A 14,478-nucleotide genomic window follows, 5' to 3' on the forward strand; every position below is an offset into this window, starting at 1 on the left:
CGCCCTTCCTTTTCTACTTTAAAACAAAATTGACCACCATGTACAAACCTTTACTCTGGCTATTTTTGGCCCTTTTGATCAATCCTGCTGTATACGCTCAGGAGGAATATTACTTTCCCGGGGAAAAATTCGACCCTGCGATCCCCTCTCCTTCCGAGTTCCTCGGCTATCCGATTGGCGAATGGCATACCCGCTATGACCTCATCGTGAAGTACTTCGAAAAGCTGGACGAAGTGACCGAGATGGCCCAGCTCCAAACCATAGGCTATACCCACGAGCATAGACCCAAGGTCATCCTTACGCTGGCTTCCGCAGCAAACATGGGAAACCTAGAGCAAATCCGAATCAAGCAAGTCCAGCTGGCCGATCCCACTCAGTCCAAACCGGATGTCAACACCATGCCCTCGATCATCCACTTGGGCTATGGCGTACATGGAAACGAGCCATCCTCCGCCGAAGCCGCGATGTTGACCGCCTACTGGATTTTGGCAGCTCAGTCTGATTTGGCCCAAAACATCCGTCAAAATGCAGTAATACATATCGACCCCACGCTGAATCCCGACGGACGCGACCGCCATAGCCTCTGGGCAAACTCTAACAAAGGCTTCCCTCCCGTCGCCGATCCTCTCGACCGGGAGCACAACGAAGCTTGGCCAGGCGGACGAACAAACCACTACTGGTTTGACCTCAACCGCGACTGGCTGCCGCTTGCCCATCCCGAGTCCCGCGCGAAGGTCGAATGGTATCACCAATGGTATCCCAATGTGACGACGGACTTTCATGAGATGGGAACTAACAGCACCTATTTCTTTGAACCCACCAAACCATACGGCTCCGAGAATCCAGTCGTTCCGAGAAAAAACTACGATGATATCAATCCACGTTTTGCCAAGTATTTTGCCAAATACATGGACGATATCGGTAGTCTCTACTGGACCAAGGAAGTCTTTGACAACAGCTATCCTGGCTATGGATCCACCTATCCGGACATCCACGGAGGATTGGGTCTCGTCTTTGAAACCGCCAGCTCTAGAGGACATGTGCAAAGCAGCCAGCGTGGTGACATCACATTTGCTTTCACCATCAGAAACCACGTTGTCAATTCACTGGCGACGATGGAAGCTTCCGTTGACAATCGAGTGTATATGCACGACTACCTTCGGGAATTCTTCGAAAGCGCAAAATCTGAGGGAGCAAAAGATGAGGCAAAAAGCTATGTTTTCGGAGATGAATTTGACGAAAGCCGAAACCGACTTTTTGTGAAGTTTCTCCTGGATCACAAAATCAAGGTCTACGAAAACTCATCCGATCTGACCGTTTCAGGTCAATCCTTCAAGAAAGGGAAATCCTGGATCGTCCCAACCAATCAGCCTCAATACCGAATGGTGCGAACGATGTTTGAATATGAAAAGGAGTTTGCGGATTCGGTGTTCTATGACGCTTCGGCTTGGACCATGGCCGCGGCCTATGGAATGCCATTTTCCGCTGCAGCATCAGCAAAATCCGGAACCGAAATCACCGAAGTTGCAGTACCAAATTTTACCTTCCCGGAGGGAAAAGCATACGCCTATCTAGTCGACTGGACGGACTACTACGCACCAAAGATGCTGTTTGAGATGCAAAAAGCCGGTATTCACGTGGAAGCGATTCATCGGCCTTTTTCCTCGCAAACCCAAGACGGAAAGGTGGATTTCACCGCGGGAACCCTGATGATCCCTTTGGGTTTTCAAAAGCTAAAAGCCGAAGAAATTTCCGCCAAACTAAAAGAACTGGCTGCCAAAAACCGCCAGAAAGTCTATGCGGTGCAAACCGGACTCAACCTCAGCGGCATCGACTTGGGTTCGAATTTGGTTTCCGCCATTCAGCAACCCAAAGTCCTAATGGTAGTGGGAAATGGTATCAACTCCTACGAGGCTGGGGAAATCTGGAACCTACTGGATCAGCAGGTCGGCATGCCGATCACCAAGGTCAATTCTGATCAGTTTGGCCGAATCAATCTCTTCGACTACAACATGTTAGTTCTGCCTTCTGGTAGCTACAATTCATTTTCCGAAGGCCAAGTCAACCATCTGAAAGATTGGATCAACCGAGGGGGAACGGTCATTTCCATGAAAAACGCTTCACTTTGGCTCAATCAAAAAGGAATTAGCGAAGAGCTTCCGGTTGAGTTGGAAGAAGCTCCGAAAGACCCTGACTCCCTTCCTTTTGCCGTTCGCAATGATTTTGAAGGGGCCAAGGAGGTAGGCGGAAGCATCTACCGTGCCGAACTGGACCTCAGCCACCCCATCGCCTATGGTTATCATCGAAGCACGCTTCCTGTCTATCGAAACACGGATATTTTCGTCAAGCCCTCAGAAAACAAATACCTGACACCGGTAAAATATGCGGCCGATCCCCACTTGGGAGGATACATTTCAAAGGCAAACTTGGAAAAACTGAAGCAAAGCGCAGGCGTGCTAATTTCCCCTGTTGGTCAGGGTCGGGTGGTTCACTTCTTCGACAGTCCCAATTTTCGGGGGACTTGGTTTGGTACTAACAAGCTATTTCTGAATGCGATTTTCCACGGGGAGAGCATGGACTAGGGATCAACTATATTGGATTGGATGCAAAAAAGCTGTGGAGCAACGCTCCGCAGCTTTTTTTACTTAAAACCTATGAAAATATTCTTTAGCCAAGCTTGAAACGAACCGGCAGCCTCATCCTACAGTTTACTGCTTTTCCTTTTTGCGTGGCAGGGCTCCAGTTTGGCGAGTTTTCGACAACTTTTATAGCCGCCTCGTCACATCCACCGCCGATTCCCCTCAGAACCTCAGGATTGGAAATGGAGCCGTCGGAGTTTACCAAAAACACAACGATCACCGTACCCTCAATTCCCATTTGTCTTGCTTGGTTGGGGTAGGTAAGATTTGAAGAGAGATAACCGTTCCAGCCTTCCAATCCCCCGGGAGGAACAGGTTGTTCCTCGGTCACGTCGAAGATTTCTTTCCCATCCTTGCCCACGTCATTGACTCTGGCAAGTACATTGGTCGGGCCCACGCCAGGCTTAGATTCGACTTGTGTCGGTCCCTCCAGTTCCTCCTCAGTAGTGATCTGGCATGCACTTGACAAGAGCATCAACCCCACTGCGGGAATCCATGCTATTTGACTGATTTTGAAGATGTTGTTTTTCATGTTCTATCTGGTTTTTGGTTAAAATTTTGAAATGGATTTCCCTGCTTCCGGATTTTTCCGAAAGAGAGGGACAGAAATAAACTCTGGATTAAATTATTTGGAAGCCCGTGGAAGGTAACCGATCACCACCATGCTCTTTTCTCCATAGAGTTTGGCTATGGTGTTTTCCTTGATATCTGGAAGCGAACCGCCGGCACCCTGAAGTTTAAACTGCACCGGAATACTCATCCGCGTGTTCACGGCTTCGCCAGCAATCCTCCCCGGCTCCCACTTGGGTCCGGCCGCAATTACCCGAGCGGCCTCTTGGTCGCATTCCCTGCCAATTCCCCGGAGGATTTCCACATCTTGAACACTCCCGTCAGCATAGACTACAAAGCCTACGATTACCGTACCCACCATTCCATTTTCGCGGGCGCTTTGGGGATATTTCATGTTTTTGGCGAGATATTCAAACCAACCCTGGTCGCCGCTTTTTGGCCTCGGCATTTCCTCCACCCTGTCAAAAACTTGCTTGGGCTCCGAAACAGGATCTTCAGCCAGCTTGATGACATATTTTTTCCCTGCTTCAAAGGAATCTTCCCACACTTGGGAAGTCGTGTAATGTTGGATCACCAACACAGCTTCTTTTGAGGGAATTTTGATGCTGAAATTGCCATCCGTGTTTGTGACAGTACCCGTAGTTGTACCCTTGATGACGACTGTTGCACCCACCGCCTTATTTCCATTGGGATCGTTTATTTTCCTCTCCACAATGAATTCCTCTGTTTGGGAGTAAACCGCCGTATGAAAGCCCAGCGCGAGCAAGGCGGTGTAAACCAGTGTGCGTACTAAAACTTGTTTTTTCATGTCTTTATGATTTTTTAGTAGAAAACCGGCTTAAAAAACCAGGCTTAGATTGGACTTCAACCTGGCTTTTAAAAGCTCAATTCTCTTATTATCGATGCATAAACTCAATTGTACCCCACGACGGTAACCTGCGGCTTTACCCCCGTAGCCATTTCTTCCTTTAGATCCGAAGCTATGGATTTGCTGTTCCCCAGCTTGAAGCGGATCGGCAATCTCATTCTTGTGACTACCGCTTGGTCTCTTTGTCTTCCTGGTTGCCACTTTGGAGAGTTTGCCACTACTCGCATCGCTTCCTCATCCGCTCCACCGCCGATTCCGCGAAGCACTTCTACATTGCGAATGGATCCGTCCTTTAGTATCTCAAAAACCACGATGACCGTACCCTCTATCCCCATGCGTCGAGCCTGATAGGGATATTTCAGATTTTTGCTTAGATAGGTATTCCAGCCAGCCATACCCCCGGGCGGATTGGGCTGCTGCTCCACCACATCGAATACCTCATCGGCTTGACCTATCAATAGGTCGGTCGTTTTCAAACTTTCAACAGACAGACTCGGCACCATATCTTCCTTTTCGCAGGAAAAGACAAAGAGCAATAGACCGACGGCTGGAACAAGCGTAAGAAATCGCAACCTTTGCAGAGGCTCAGAAGCTGACTTTGCCATCATCTGGATTCGCTTTTTGGTCTGGAAGTGATTGAAGTTATTCATAAACTGGAAACCTGGCTTTGCCGTGATCAGCTGCAGAAGCAGGGTAGCGTATTCCTTGGGTGCCACCTCAGCGGTCACACCACGGTCTGCCTGATATTCATGCACTTCGCGAAGCGATCGCTCAAAGAGGTAAACCAAGGGATTGAACCAGAAAAGGACTTTGGCAAAGTTGATCAACAACAGATCCCAGCTATGTCTAAGCTTTACATGCACGGATTCATGCGCCAAAATCTGCTTTTGCTTCACATCCTCCGGATGAAAGTCCGGCATTAGGATGTAATCAAAAAAAGACGCCGGTACGAATTTAGGATGTATTGCGACCCAAAACGTCCCAAACCTCGCAAGTCGAGCCTGTCCTAGGAGTTTTTGGGAGGACATGAATCCAAACACCAGTCTGGCAGCGACAAACACCGCTCCAACCACATAAATCCTAACCAAGAGCTGTGGCCAAGACATCCAGTCCGTCCCAGAGGCTTTGCCTGGCTCCCCAACTTGGAAAACGGGTAAAGTCATTTCGGACACTTCATTGCCTATGCCGAAAAACTCCAATCGCAGCAAGGGGATAATTCCCGAAAGGATCAGCATGGTAAGCAAAATAAACCGGTTCCACGCGAAAAAAGTCAATCCGCTAAGTAGGAGTCTGTAGATGAGCAGGGATATGCCTAGGCAAACAGACGCTTCAAGCAGGTAGATCAGCAGCGCTTCCATTACTTGGAGGTCTCGTCCATCTTGTCGATCATATCCTGTAGCTCTTTTACTTCCTTATCGGAAATGCTTTTTTCCTTCACCATAAAGGAGAGGAAATTCCCTACCGATCCCCCAAAAAAATGGGTCACGAGTCGGTTGAAACTTTTCTTGCTGTAGTCTTCCTGCTTGACAGCCGGCTTGTAGATGTTGACCGTCCCATACATCCGGTGTGTGAGATACCCTTTGCGCTCGATATTCTTGATAGTCGAGGCCAGCGTGGTATACGGCGGCTTGGGATCTGGCAGCTGGTCCAGCACGTCCCGGATTAGCAATTCTCCCTGGGTCCAGAAGATCGCCATGATCTGCTCTTCGTTTTGATTTAATTCTTCCATAGTTGAAAGATAAAAAATCAGAAATTAACTTCCTACGATTTTTTCGTATAACTACGGAAAAATCTTAGAATTTGCCCGGAAAAGACTTATTTCCCCGAGTGATAAAGTAATGAACAAGTGATGTAGGCCATTTGGGAACTTAGAGAAAGCCCCAAAAATTAAGCATTCAACTCAAGATTCTATCAAATCTTGGTTCTTAGAGATTCTCCTTGACTTTCTTAAAAATCAAAAACACCTCTGCGCCGATCTGATGGGAACGCTCCGTGTACATTCTTTCTTCGAAGTCTGTTCCATCGTAAGTTTTGGGGTCTTCAAAGCGAAGGGGAAGTCTCGTCTCCGCACCCGGTATAATTGGGCAATTTTTATCTGCATGATCGCAGGTCATCACCGCGGCAAAACCAGAATTTGGATTGATTGGATCGTCGTAGACTTTGGAAAACGTGACGATTGGCTCGGATGCCTCTCCGTGGAAAACAAAGTAAACTGGATTCTCCTCCCCTTTCTGGACAACCTTAAATCCATCCCTACGAATTGCAGCCACTGCCCGCTCGTTGAACGCCGTTACCTCTACTCCGCCGGAGTAGCTGGAGACTTCAATTCCAAGGTAATCTGCTGCCGTTTGAGCCCAAATCTGTGAAAACTGACTGCGGCGACTGTTGTGTGTACAGATGAAATTCAGCCTGACTTGCTCATTTGCCTTGATCTTGCCCAAAACATAGTTCACCATGCTATCGATCGCAGACATACGATCAGCAGGAATCTCATGAATGGGCAGGGAGGAAATCGTTTCCTCCACCGCCGGATAAAAAGAGTTTTTCATAAACTGGAAAATACGGATTAACAGCAGCCTGAATTAGGTGCGCAAGATCCTGAAGCTGCTGCCTTAAACTCGGAAAGCCGAACTTTGGGTTTTTGAGAAGGGATTCCACACTTTTCCTTGGCCAGACAATCGGTCGTCTTTGTAGTCAGAACAAAAGCGACTCCGTTGAAGTCCAGGCCGTATTTGCCAATGGTTTCGCCTTGATATTCGACGTCCACCTCCAAATCCTCGAGGTTTAAGACTCGCTCCGAAAGCTGGATAATGTCCAATAGTTTCTTCGCTCCCAATCGGTGGTCGAAATCCCCGTCTTCCCAAAGCTGGAAGCTAATGGTTTTTTCGTCACGGAGCGTTCCGCCGCAGTCGATGAATTTCTTGTTTACCTGACCGATTTCCGTGATATGAAAATGCGTTGGGACGGATGTGCCATCAGGCAACAGGAATGTCAATTCATTCAATTGAGGAAGCTGGGATTTGATTTCCGATAGTTTCATATTCTATTTATTTTGACATGTTTGTTTTATTGCAATATTACGATTGATTAGTTCAAATTTTTTTTAACAACAAGAATCAGAATCGCAGGAATCGGCTACTTGGTCAAAAAGACCATTGAATAAACTCCTAACCTGCTCCCACTTCTGGGAATTGATGCAATAGCTCACCGAAGTTCCCTCAATCGAACCTTTGATGAGTCCCAGCTCCTTGAGCTCCCGCAGATGCTGGGAGATCGTGGCTTGGGCCAAACCAAGTTCCTGTACCAAATTCCCATTGATGCAGCTTTTTGATTCGACCAAAATCTCAAGGATTGCAATCCGCGCTGGATGGGCAAAAGCCTTGGCGATTTGCGCTAGTTCATTCTGCTGTTTTGTAAACAAGTCTGTTTTCGTGACACCCATAATTACATTGCAATATTACGATTATTATTACTTTCTGTTTACCGGTTTTTAGGTTTTTTTAAAATATTTTTTTTACTCAGTCGTATTTGGCTTGGATCAGTACCGTGCGGGACAACACAGGCGTAACTACAAAATACCCCAACACGTCAGTATCTCCCCGGACAACCCTGATATTGGAGTCAGGGTTTTGGGGAGGAGGACTGAACAGCCCGCCGTCATTAAAAAGCAGATTTACCAGTTGATTAAGGTAGTCGTACGCATCCCGATTCAATCGGAAAAGCTCCAACCTGACCTTGTCATTTTCCTCAAAGGGATAGCCCAGCTCCAGCCCCTGTTCAAAAAATTCAAGACCAAAAGTATCATCAAAAAGCAAGTAGTCTTCACGCTGGTTTTTAAGGGTATCATTTTCTATCACCCGTATACGATAATTGTTGTCCTCTTCAAAGGGAATCTGGCCATAAACCTTGATATAGTACCCTTCATCCCTAAAAAGCCGCTCTTCTTCGAAGCTCCAAGTCACGCTGTCAACCGTGGGTGCTTGAAGCATCAGCCCCTCAGAAACAAACTCCTGACCCTGCCACTTGACATTGAGTTGGTACGTTTCCCCCACTATAGCCCGCTCGTGGGGGTTTGTCGGCCTGTAGATATTCGCACCGCCCAAGTAGACAAAGGGAATCACCTTTCCAGTATTGGGATTAATGATGGAAACTTCCGCATCGTTGACGACTTCCACGTCGGCAGAGTCATAGTAGTCCTTTGAAAGGGTAATTTTGACCTCGTTGAAGGTCGGCTGGTCCGTCCAGTAAGCCTCGATAGTCGGAATGGGCGATTCCTCTTCTCCCAAAGGCAAGACCACTTCCTCCTGGCAAGACCAGAGGGCGATGGAAAACAAAATTACTAGCAGCCTTTTCATCAAAATTGAAAATTGTAGGTGATCGATGGAAGAAAGGTAAAAAGATAGGTCATCACAACACCGGGCGTCGCCGAGATGATCTCTCCATCTTCCGAGGTGTCAAAATTGATGTCATCGTTGTAGATCTTTCTAAACTCGTAAGCAAAGGGATTTTTTCTCCCATACAGATTATAGATGCTGAAGTTCCAACTGCCGCGCCATTTTCGCCCCTTGTCGGCATTTTTCCAGGTGACCGAGGCATCCATGCGGTGATAGTTTGGAAATCTGTCGAGATTACGATATTCCGAATACAGCGGCACGAACTGATTGTCCATCTCATAGGAGCCAACCGGATAGGACACGGCCTGTCCGGTAGTATATACGAATGTCAGCCCCGCTGACCAGCTGGGCGAAAACTCGTGATTGAGTACCAAGGTCACGTCATTTGGCCGGTCAAATCTCGGATTATAGGGCTCGTTTTTGCTTACACCGTCTATCTTTCGCCAAGTGCGCGACCAAGTGTATGCCAGCCATCCGGTGGTCTTGCCGATATTTTTCCGCAGCAGAAACTCTGCTCCGTAGGCCCAACCCTTTCCGGCGAGCAGCTCTGTTTCTACTTGGTCGGTAAAAAGCACCTGGGCGCCATTGCGGAGATCGATCACGTTGTCCAGATCCTTGTAGTATCCTTCGACAGAAAACTCCCAGCGGTTTTGGTCAAAGTTGTGAAATAGGCCAAGCGAAACCTGATCGCTTCGAACTGGTTCGACATATCGACCAGAGAGCACCCACCGATCGATCGGCAGACCGGCAGAGCTGTTTGACGCGATCTGTATGTACTGGAAATTGCGATTGTAGGCCGTCTTGATGGAAAATCTTTCATTGATCAGATAGCGAAAGGCCAGTCTGGGTTCCAGTCCTTGGTAAAACTGCATGTTTTCCAATGTGCCGTAGGACAGTGAGTCCGTAATGTCGATCTCAGGCCCTGGTTTTCCTCCTTCGTAGAGGTAGTCCACCCCTTTCCCGACCTGGTTGAACAGACCCCATCTCAAACCGGCCTCAACGCGGAGTTTTGGTGAGACCTCTTGCTCGACACTTGCAAAAAGGTTGTTCAACAGGCCATTTTTCGGATTGGTCGCGATAGGCTGTATCGCACTCTCGGGAGAGGGTTCCAAGTCTATTGGAGCAAAGTGATAATATTGGCTATGGACACCCCATTTCACCTGCGTCCCAGAGCCAGGCAAAAGTGTCCATAATGCCTTTAACCCGGATTCCGAAAGCTTGTTGCTCCATTCGAAGCCATTCTCCGGGTCGTCAAATTCTACCGTATAACTGTAGCGGGAATGGTATCCCTGCAAGTCAAAAAAGAACTTTTCAGTATTCACACGACTCCAATTCACCGAACTCACCCAGTTGGTCCAGCCCAAACCGAACTCTTCATCCAGGCCCAGAAAATCACTTCCCTCGTAGCTAGATAGAGAGATCTTATCACGATTATTGAGTACAAAAGCGACTTTGCCGCTGAGGTCATGGAAGTTTAACTTGTTGTTTTTGATGTTTTCGTCAGATGAAAGCTTGAGAAAAAGATCCGCATAGGTTCTTCTTCCGCTTATGATGAAGGTGGAGTTTTTTCCAAAAAGCGGACCGTCCAAGGTCAGTCGGGAGGAAATACTTCCGATCCCTCCTTCGCCCCGGATCTTCACATTGTTCCCCTCCCTCAGCGAAACGTCGATAAGGGAGGCAGCGCGCCCGCCAAAAGACGCCGGCATGTTCCCCTTGTAGAGATCTACACTCTTCAGCCCATCCGGATTGAAGACCGAAAAAATCCCAAAAAAATGGGAAGGATTGTAGACGGGAGCGCCATCCAATTGTACAAGATTTTGATCTGCCGAACCGCCCCTTACAAAAATCCCCGTTGTGCCTTCCCCCGCCGACTTGACACCGGGCAGCAACTGCAAGCTTCTCAGCAAGTCCACTTCTCCAAAGAGCGCAGGGATATTTTTAATTGTCTCGATCGGCACAGTCGCCTTGCCCATCTCCATATTTTTTACTTGCTCGTCGGGACGGCGCTCCTGAATAATGATTTCATCCAGCGACATTTCCTCTGGTTTGAGGAAAAAGCGGATGGGCTTTTCAGCCTCCTTTTCGTTGATGATCCGAATGGATTGTTCATATCCTACATAGGAAATCACAAGCCGAAAGGGCAATTCGGAGACCGCCAGCTGGAATTTTCCATTGATATCAGACACTACTCCCGAACTGCTTTTTCCTTCCCAATAGACATTGGCTCCCACCAAAGGCTCCGAGTTGGAAACGTCCAGCACCTCCCCCACGATCGATCTCTGCTGCTGCGAAAAGGCCTGAAAACCAAAGCTTGCCAAAAAAAACAGGGTCAGAACTCTAAAAAAGGGCATGAAGGAAACTTTTGGAAGGAATACGCTTGACCAACGGCCACCAGAAATTAATGTTTGTTAATTCTGCCAAAAGTTTCCCCATCATCAGATCTCTCCCCGAAACCCGGCTTTCAAAGTTAGGTTATTTTCCTAATTTCAGGCCATGATTTGGGCTTATCCTGACCTTAGACTTACCCTTTTGCTGACGGGCGTCTTCGTCCTGCTTTACCTCCTTTACCTGACTAGATTCTGGGCAATCAATCGCAGGCTGAAAGTCGAGAAGCAGAGGCTGTTTACGAAGCTGATCATTCGCTCCGCTTATTTTGTCCTGTTTTTGATCGCATTTGCCGGACCATCTATCGGCAATTCTTTCAAGGAAGTCAAGGAAGAAGGCAAGGACATTTTCATTGCAGTGGATCTTTCCCAATCCATGAATGCGACCGATATCGGCCCCAGCCGCCTCCAGCGCATCAAGTTTGAGCTGAAAAACCTTATCAAGAGCTTTCCCTCCGACCGCATCGGACTGATCATCTTCAGCTCGGAGGCATTTATGCAGTGTCCGCTGACCTTTGACCAAGCCGTCATCCAGCTGTATATCGATGGATTAAACACAGGATTGGTGCCCAATGCCGGCACCGACCTCACCGCACCGCTCAAGATGGCCATGGATCGATTTATGAAAGATGAAAGCCAGGAAATAAAAGCGAAATCCGTGATTTTGATCTCAGACGGCGAAAACTTTGGGGATGACTTGGAAAACACCGTTTCCGAACTTGCAGAAAACAACATCAAAGTCTTTTCTCTCGGCATTGGCACGGAAAAAGGAAGCCAAATCCCCCGAGGAAATGGCGTCGTCATCGATCCAGCAACAGGCGAGCCGGCGATTTCTAAACTTGAGTCCCAGTCGCTCCGCATGGCCTCCTCGGAGACATCCGGAGAGTATTTCGAGATTTCAGAGGAAGCACAGCAGATTGGAGATCTTGTGTCGGCCCTGGACCGACTGGAAGGCGGAGTAGCCAATACCCGCATGGTCGAAGCCAGCTCCAACAAGTACTTCTACTTCCTATTGGCAGCTTTGGGACTGGCGCTTTTGGATATGATCTTGCCCATCAAAACGATTAAAATCTGATGAACTCGAGCAAACTGATCATCGCTGCCCTACTCATTATCCCGAGTTCCTGGACCCGGGTGACTCGCTTAAACAATGCCATCACCACAGCGGAAGAGAGCTATTCCACAGCGAACTACGAGAAATCCGTCGCCGATCACTTGGTTTTGGCCAATGAGTTTGAATACAGTTCCCCCGCCTTGAGTTTTGATCTAGGTTTGAGCCATCAATTTTCTGAAAAACCGGACGAGGCCCTCACCCACTACGACCAAGCTACGCAAAGCCCGAATACTATGCTGGCCTCCTTTGCCTTCAACCAGAGCGGGGTAATCACGGGAAACAAAAAAGAGTATGAAGCGGCGCTTAGCAAATTCCAATCTGCGCTGATCAAAGATCCCACCAACGAAACGGCCAGATATAACTACGAGCTACTTGCCCGCTGGATGCAGCGCGACGAGGAACGCAAAAACCAAGAACAGAATAAGCCGGAACCATCGGATTTTGCCAAGCGCAAAAAAGCCGAGGCAGACCGCCTGGTGGAACAATTCCTCTTCGGCGATGCGTTACAGGTAATGCAAGACGCCATGGCACAGGACTCAACTGTGGCGGCATATCAAGATTTTATGAGCACACTTCAGGAGGTAGTGGAGATCGATGAAAACTAAACTAGCATTCTTTATTGTGGGTTTTCTTTTCTTTTTCGCTGAGAAAAGTATGGCCCAAACCGCAGGCGATTACTTCAACCGAGCGGCTCGCTCTTACGTCAAAACAGAAAAGGAAAACGCACTCAAAGAAGTTAACGACGGCTTGGGCAAATATCCAAACGACGCCAAACTCCAGGCTTTGAAAGAGAAGCTGGAAAAGGAACAGGAAGACGAGCAACAACAAAACCAGCAGGATCAGCAACAGCAAAACCAGCAGAACCAAAGCCAAGATAGCCAAGGCGAAGAGGGAGAAAGCGACTCCCAGCAAAAAGACGGAGAACAAACCGAGGAAGACAAAGCCAAAGAAGGGCAAGAAGGCGAAAACCCATCCCAACAAAGTGAGGAAGCCGGCGAAAACGCAAACGACCAAATGGACGCCAATCTCGCAGACCGAGCCAAAAAACTAGAGGAAACGCGGGAAAAGCTCAAAGGCATGAACCTCACGCCAGAACAAGCAGCGCAGATTCTCGAGTCCCTGAATGCCGCCGAGCTCCGCTATATCCAAGACAACAAGAAGAAGCCTACCCAAAGACCCAAACGAGGACTGCCGGATTGGTAAAAAATTCGGAAGACCGAAGAGTACTTCTGTCTTCTTTCTTCTGTCCCTTTTAAATTAAACCCAAATATCCATGAACAAAGAAGTCTATATCGTCTCAGCAGTACGGACTCCCATCGGGAGTTTTGGAGGAAAACTTGCAGGACTGAGCGCAATCGAGCTCGGAAGCATCGCAATAAAGGGCGCACTTGCCAAGTCTGGAGTATCTCCCGAAGCGGTAAACGAAGTCTTCATGGGCAATGTCATCTCAGCCAATCTAGGTCAGGCACCCGCCAGACAGGCGGCAATAGGCGCCGGAATCGGCTATCAGGTTCCCTGCACCACCATCAACAAGGTATGCGCCTCCGGAATGAAGGCCGTGATGCTCGCCGCCCAATCTGTCATGCTCGGCATCAATGGCTTGGTCGTGGCGGGCGGGATGGAAAGCATGTCCAATGTCCCTTACTACGTTCCAAAGGCGCGTTTTGGCTACAAATACGGAAATGCAGAGCTGACCGATGGACTGGTAAAGGATGGACTTTTTGAGGTCTATTATAAGTTCCCGATGGGCAACTGTGCCGAGAATACCGCCAAGGAATTAAATATTAGCCGAGAAGAACAGGATGCCTATGCTATCCAGTCCTACAAGAGATCTGCCGAAGCTTGGGAAAAGGGAATGTTCAAAGACGAAATCGTCCCAGTGGAGATGATCGGAAGAAAAGGCGAAACCATTCTGATCGAAGAAGACGAGGAATTCAGAAACGTCGTCTTTGAAAAGATACCATCGCTCAAACCTGTCTTCGACAAAAATGGCACAGTCACCGCTGCCAATGCCTCTACGATGAATGACGGCGCTTCCGCCTTGGTCTTAGTAAGTAAGGAAAAGGCTGAGGAATTGGGCCTCAAACCCGTGGCTAAAATACTTGGATTTGCGGACGCAGCGACCGACCCGCTGTGGTTTACCACCGCTCCAGCCCTAGCCATTCCAAAAGCTCTGAAACACGCAGGAGTAGCTTCGGACGAGGTTTCCTATTACGAAATTAATGAGGCTTTCGCAGCCGTTGCCCTCGCCAACCAGCGCGAACTAAGCCTAGACAATGATCGCCTCAACATATTCGGCGGAGCCGTCGCACTTGGCCACCCCCTGGGAGCTTCCGGTGCACGGATCATCACCACGCTCAACTCGGTCCTTCACCAAAAATCCGGAGACATCGGCGTGGCCGGCATCTGCAATGGCGGAGGCGGCGCATCAGCTATAGTGATTGAGAAGTTGTAAAAATCAGAAAGCTGAAATCAGAAGGCAGAAATTGGCCTACACGATCGTTCCAAC

General features: G+C 48.4%; 14 protein-coding genes. 5 read left to right on the top strand and 9 right to left on the bottom strand.

Annotation, left to right across the window (positions count from 1 at the left end; translation table 11 throughout):
* Positions 1-38 precede the first annotated feature (38 nt).
* Positions 39-2,582: a M14 metallopeptidase family protein gene (locus tag J0A67_RS08875; protein WP_206568956.1), complete on the top strand. Its 2,544-nt coding sequence runs from the start codon at positions 39-41 to the stop codon at positions 2,580-2,582.
* An 85-nt stretch (positions 2,583-2,667) separates the two neighbouring features.
* Here the strand turns inward: J0A67_RS08875 and J0A67_RS23380 are convergent, their stop codons facing one another.
* The 9 genes from J0A67_RS23380 to J0A67_RS08920 all read right to left on the bottom strand — a co-directional run bounded on the left by J0A67_RS23380 (position 2,668) and on the right by J0A67_RS08920 (position 10,822).
* Entirely contained in the window at positions 2,668-3,171 is a 504-nt protein-coding gene (locus tag J0A67_RS23380; RefSeq protein ID WP_206568957.1) for an energy transducer TonB, read from the bottom strand.
* A 93-nt stretch (positions 3,172-3,264) separates the two neighbouring features.
* On the bottom strand, positions 3,265-4,017 hold the full coding sequence (locus J0A67_RS08885) for an energy transducer TonB (RefSeq protein WP_206568958.1): 753 nt from the start codon (positions 4,015-4,017) through the stop codon (positions 3,265-3,267).
* A 104-nt stretch (positions 4,018-4,121) separates the two neighbouring features.
* Positions 4,122-5,435, bottom strand: a complete 1,314-nt coding sequence (locus J0A67_RS23060; RefSeq protein WP_241265123.1) for a M56 family metallopeptidase — start codon at positions 5,433-5,435, stop codon at positions 4,122-4,124.
* Positions 5,435-5,806, bottom strand: a complete 372-nt coding sequence (locus tag J0A67_RS08895; protein WP_206568959.1) for a BlaI/MecI/CopY family transcriptional regulator — start codon at positions 5,804-5,806, stop codon at positions 5,435-5,437. Before J0A67_RS08895 ends, J0A67_RS23060 begins: the two co-directional genes overlap by 1 nt.
* A 196-nt stretch (positions 5,807-6,002) precedes the next feature.
* Positions 6,003-6,626, bottom strand: coding sequence for a low molecular weight phosphatase family protein (locus tag J0A67_RS08900; protein WP_206568960.1), 624 nt, complete (start codon positions 6,624-6,626; stop codon positions 6,003-6,005).
* A gap of 17 nt (positions 6,627-6,643) precedes the next feature.
* Positions 6,644-7,117: a DUF6428 family protein gene (locus J0A67_RS08905; protein ID WP_206568961.1), complete on the bottom strand. Its 474-nt coding sequence runs from the start codon at positions 7,115-7,117 to the stop codon at positions 6,644-6,646.
* Positions 7,118-7,180: 63 nt separating this feature from the next.
* Complete coding sequence (locus tag J0A67_RS08910) at positions 7,181-7,519, bottom strand: ArsR/SmtB family transcription factor (protein ID WP_206568962.1); 339 nt, start codon at positions 7,517-7,519, stop codon at positions 7,181-7,183.
* A gap of 76 nt (positions 7,520-7,595) precedes the next feature.
* Entirely contained in the window at positions 7,596-8,432 is an 837-nt protein-coding gene (locus tag J0A67_RS08915) for a DUF4249 domain-containing protein (protein ID WP_206568963.1), read from the bottom strand.
* On the bottom strand, positions 8,432-10,822 hold the full coding sequence (locus tag J0A67_RS08920; protein ID WP_206568964.1) for a TonB-dependent receptor: 2,391 nt from the start codon (positions 10,820-10,822) through the stop codon (positions 8,432-8,434). The genes J0A67_RS08915 and J0A67_RS08920 overlap by 1 nt, the downstream gene beginning before the upstream one ends.
* Before the next feature lie 142 nt (positions 10,823-10,964).
* Between J0A67_RS08920 and J0A67_RS08925 the strand changes: the two genes are divergently transcribed.
* The 4 genes from J0A67_RS08925 (at position 10,965) to J0A67_RS08940 (ending at position 14,424) form a co-directional block, all read left to right on the top strand.
* A complete protein-coding gene (locus J0A67_RS08925; RefSeq protein WP_206568965.1) occupies positions 10,965-11,930 on the top strand; it encodes a VWA domain-containing protein in 966 nt (321 codons plus the stop codon).
* The gene (locus tag J0A67_RS08930; protein WP_206568966.1) at positions 11,930-12,574 is read left to right on the top strand and encodes a tetratricopeptide repeat protein; all 645 of its coding nucleotides are present in this window, start codon (positions 11,930-11,932) and stop codon (positions 12,572-12,574) included. The genes J0A67_RS08925 and J0A67_RS08930 overlap by 1 nt, the downstream gene beginning before the upstream one ends.
* The gene (locus J0A67_RS08935; protein ID WP_206568967.1) at positions 12,564-13,172 is read left to right on the top strand and encodes a hypothetical protein; all 609 of its coding nucleotides are present in this window, start codon (positions 12,564-12,566) and stop codon (positions 13,170-13,172) included. The genes J0A67_RS08930 and J0A67_RS08935 overlap by 11 nt, the downstream gene beginning before the upstream one ends.
* A 70-nt stretch (positions 13,173-13,242) precedes the next feature.
* Positions 13,243-14,424 carry an acetyl-CoA C-acyltransferase gene (locus J0A67_RS08940; protein ID WP_206568968.1) on the top strand — a complete coding sequence of 394 codons (1,182 nt, stop codon included), beginning with the start codon at positions 13,243-13,245 and terminating at the stop codon, positions 14,422-14,424.
* Positions 14,425-14,478: the final 54 nt, after the last annotated feature.

Source organism: Algoriphagus aestuariicola, from assembly GCF_017254835.1.
Classification (GTDB): domain Bacteria; phylum Bacteroidota; class Bacteroidia; order Cytophagales; family Cyclobacteriaceae; genus Algoriphagus; species Algoriphagus aestuariicola.

Coding starts and splice junctions, on each gene's coding strand:
- J0A67_RS08875 (WP_206568956.1), top strand. CDS start 39: ATGTACAAACCTTTACTCTGGCTATTTTTGGCCCTTTTGATCAATCCT.
- J0A67_RS23380 (WP_206568957.1), bottom strand. CDS start 3,171: ATGAAAAACAACATCTTCAAAATCAGTCAAATAGCATGGATTCCCGCA.
- J0A67_RS08885 (WP_206568958.1), bottom strand. CDS start 4,017: ATGAAAAAACAAGTTTTAGTACGCACACTGGTTTACACCGCCTTGCTC.
- J0A67_RS23060 (WP_241265123.1), bottom strand. CDS start 5,435: ATGGAAGCGCTGCTGATCTACCTGCTTGAAGCGTCTGTTTGCCTAGGC.
- J0A67_RS08895 (WP_206568959.1), bottom strand. CDS start 5,806: ATGGAAGAATTAAATCAAAACGAAGAGCAGATCATGGCGATCTTCTGG.
- J0A67_RS08900 (WP_206568960.1), bottom strand. CDS start 6,626: ATGAAAAACTCTTTTTATCCGGCGGTGGAGGAAACGATTTCCTCCCTG.
- J0A67_RS08905 (WP_206568961.1), bottom strand. CDS start 7,117: ATGAAACTATCGGAAATCAAATCCCAGCTTCCTCAATTGAATGAATTG.
- J0A67_RS08910 (WP_206568962.1), bottom strand. CDS start 7,519: ATGGGTGTCACGAAAACAGACTTGTTTACAAAACAGCAGAATGAACTA.
- J0A67_RS08915 (WP_206568963.1), bottom strand. CDS start 8,432: ATGAAAAGGCTGCTAGTAATTTTGTTTTCCATCGCCCTCTGGTCTTGC.
- J0A67_RS08920 (WP_206568964.1), bottom strand. CDS start 10,822: ATGCCCTTTTTTAGAGTTCTGACCCTGTTTTTTTTGGCAAGCTTTGGT.
- J0A67_RS08925 (WP_206568965.1), top strand. CDS start 10,965: ATGATTTGGGCTTATCCTGACCTTAGACTTACCCTTTTGCTGACGGGC.
- J0A67_RS08930 (WP_206568966.1), top strand. CDS start 11,930: ATGAACTCGAGCAAACTGATCATCGCTGCCCTACTCATTATCCCGAGT.
- J0A67_RS08935 (WP_206568967.1), top strand. CDS start 12,564: ATGAAAACTAAACTAGCATTCTTTATTGTGGGTTTTCTTTTCTTTTTC.
- J0A67_RS08940 (WP_206568968.1), top strand. CDS start 13,243: ATGAACAAAGAAGTCTATATCGTCTCAGCAGTACGGACTCCCATCGGG.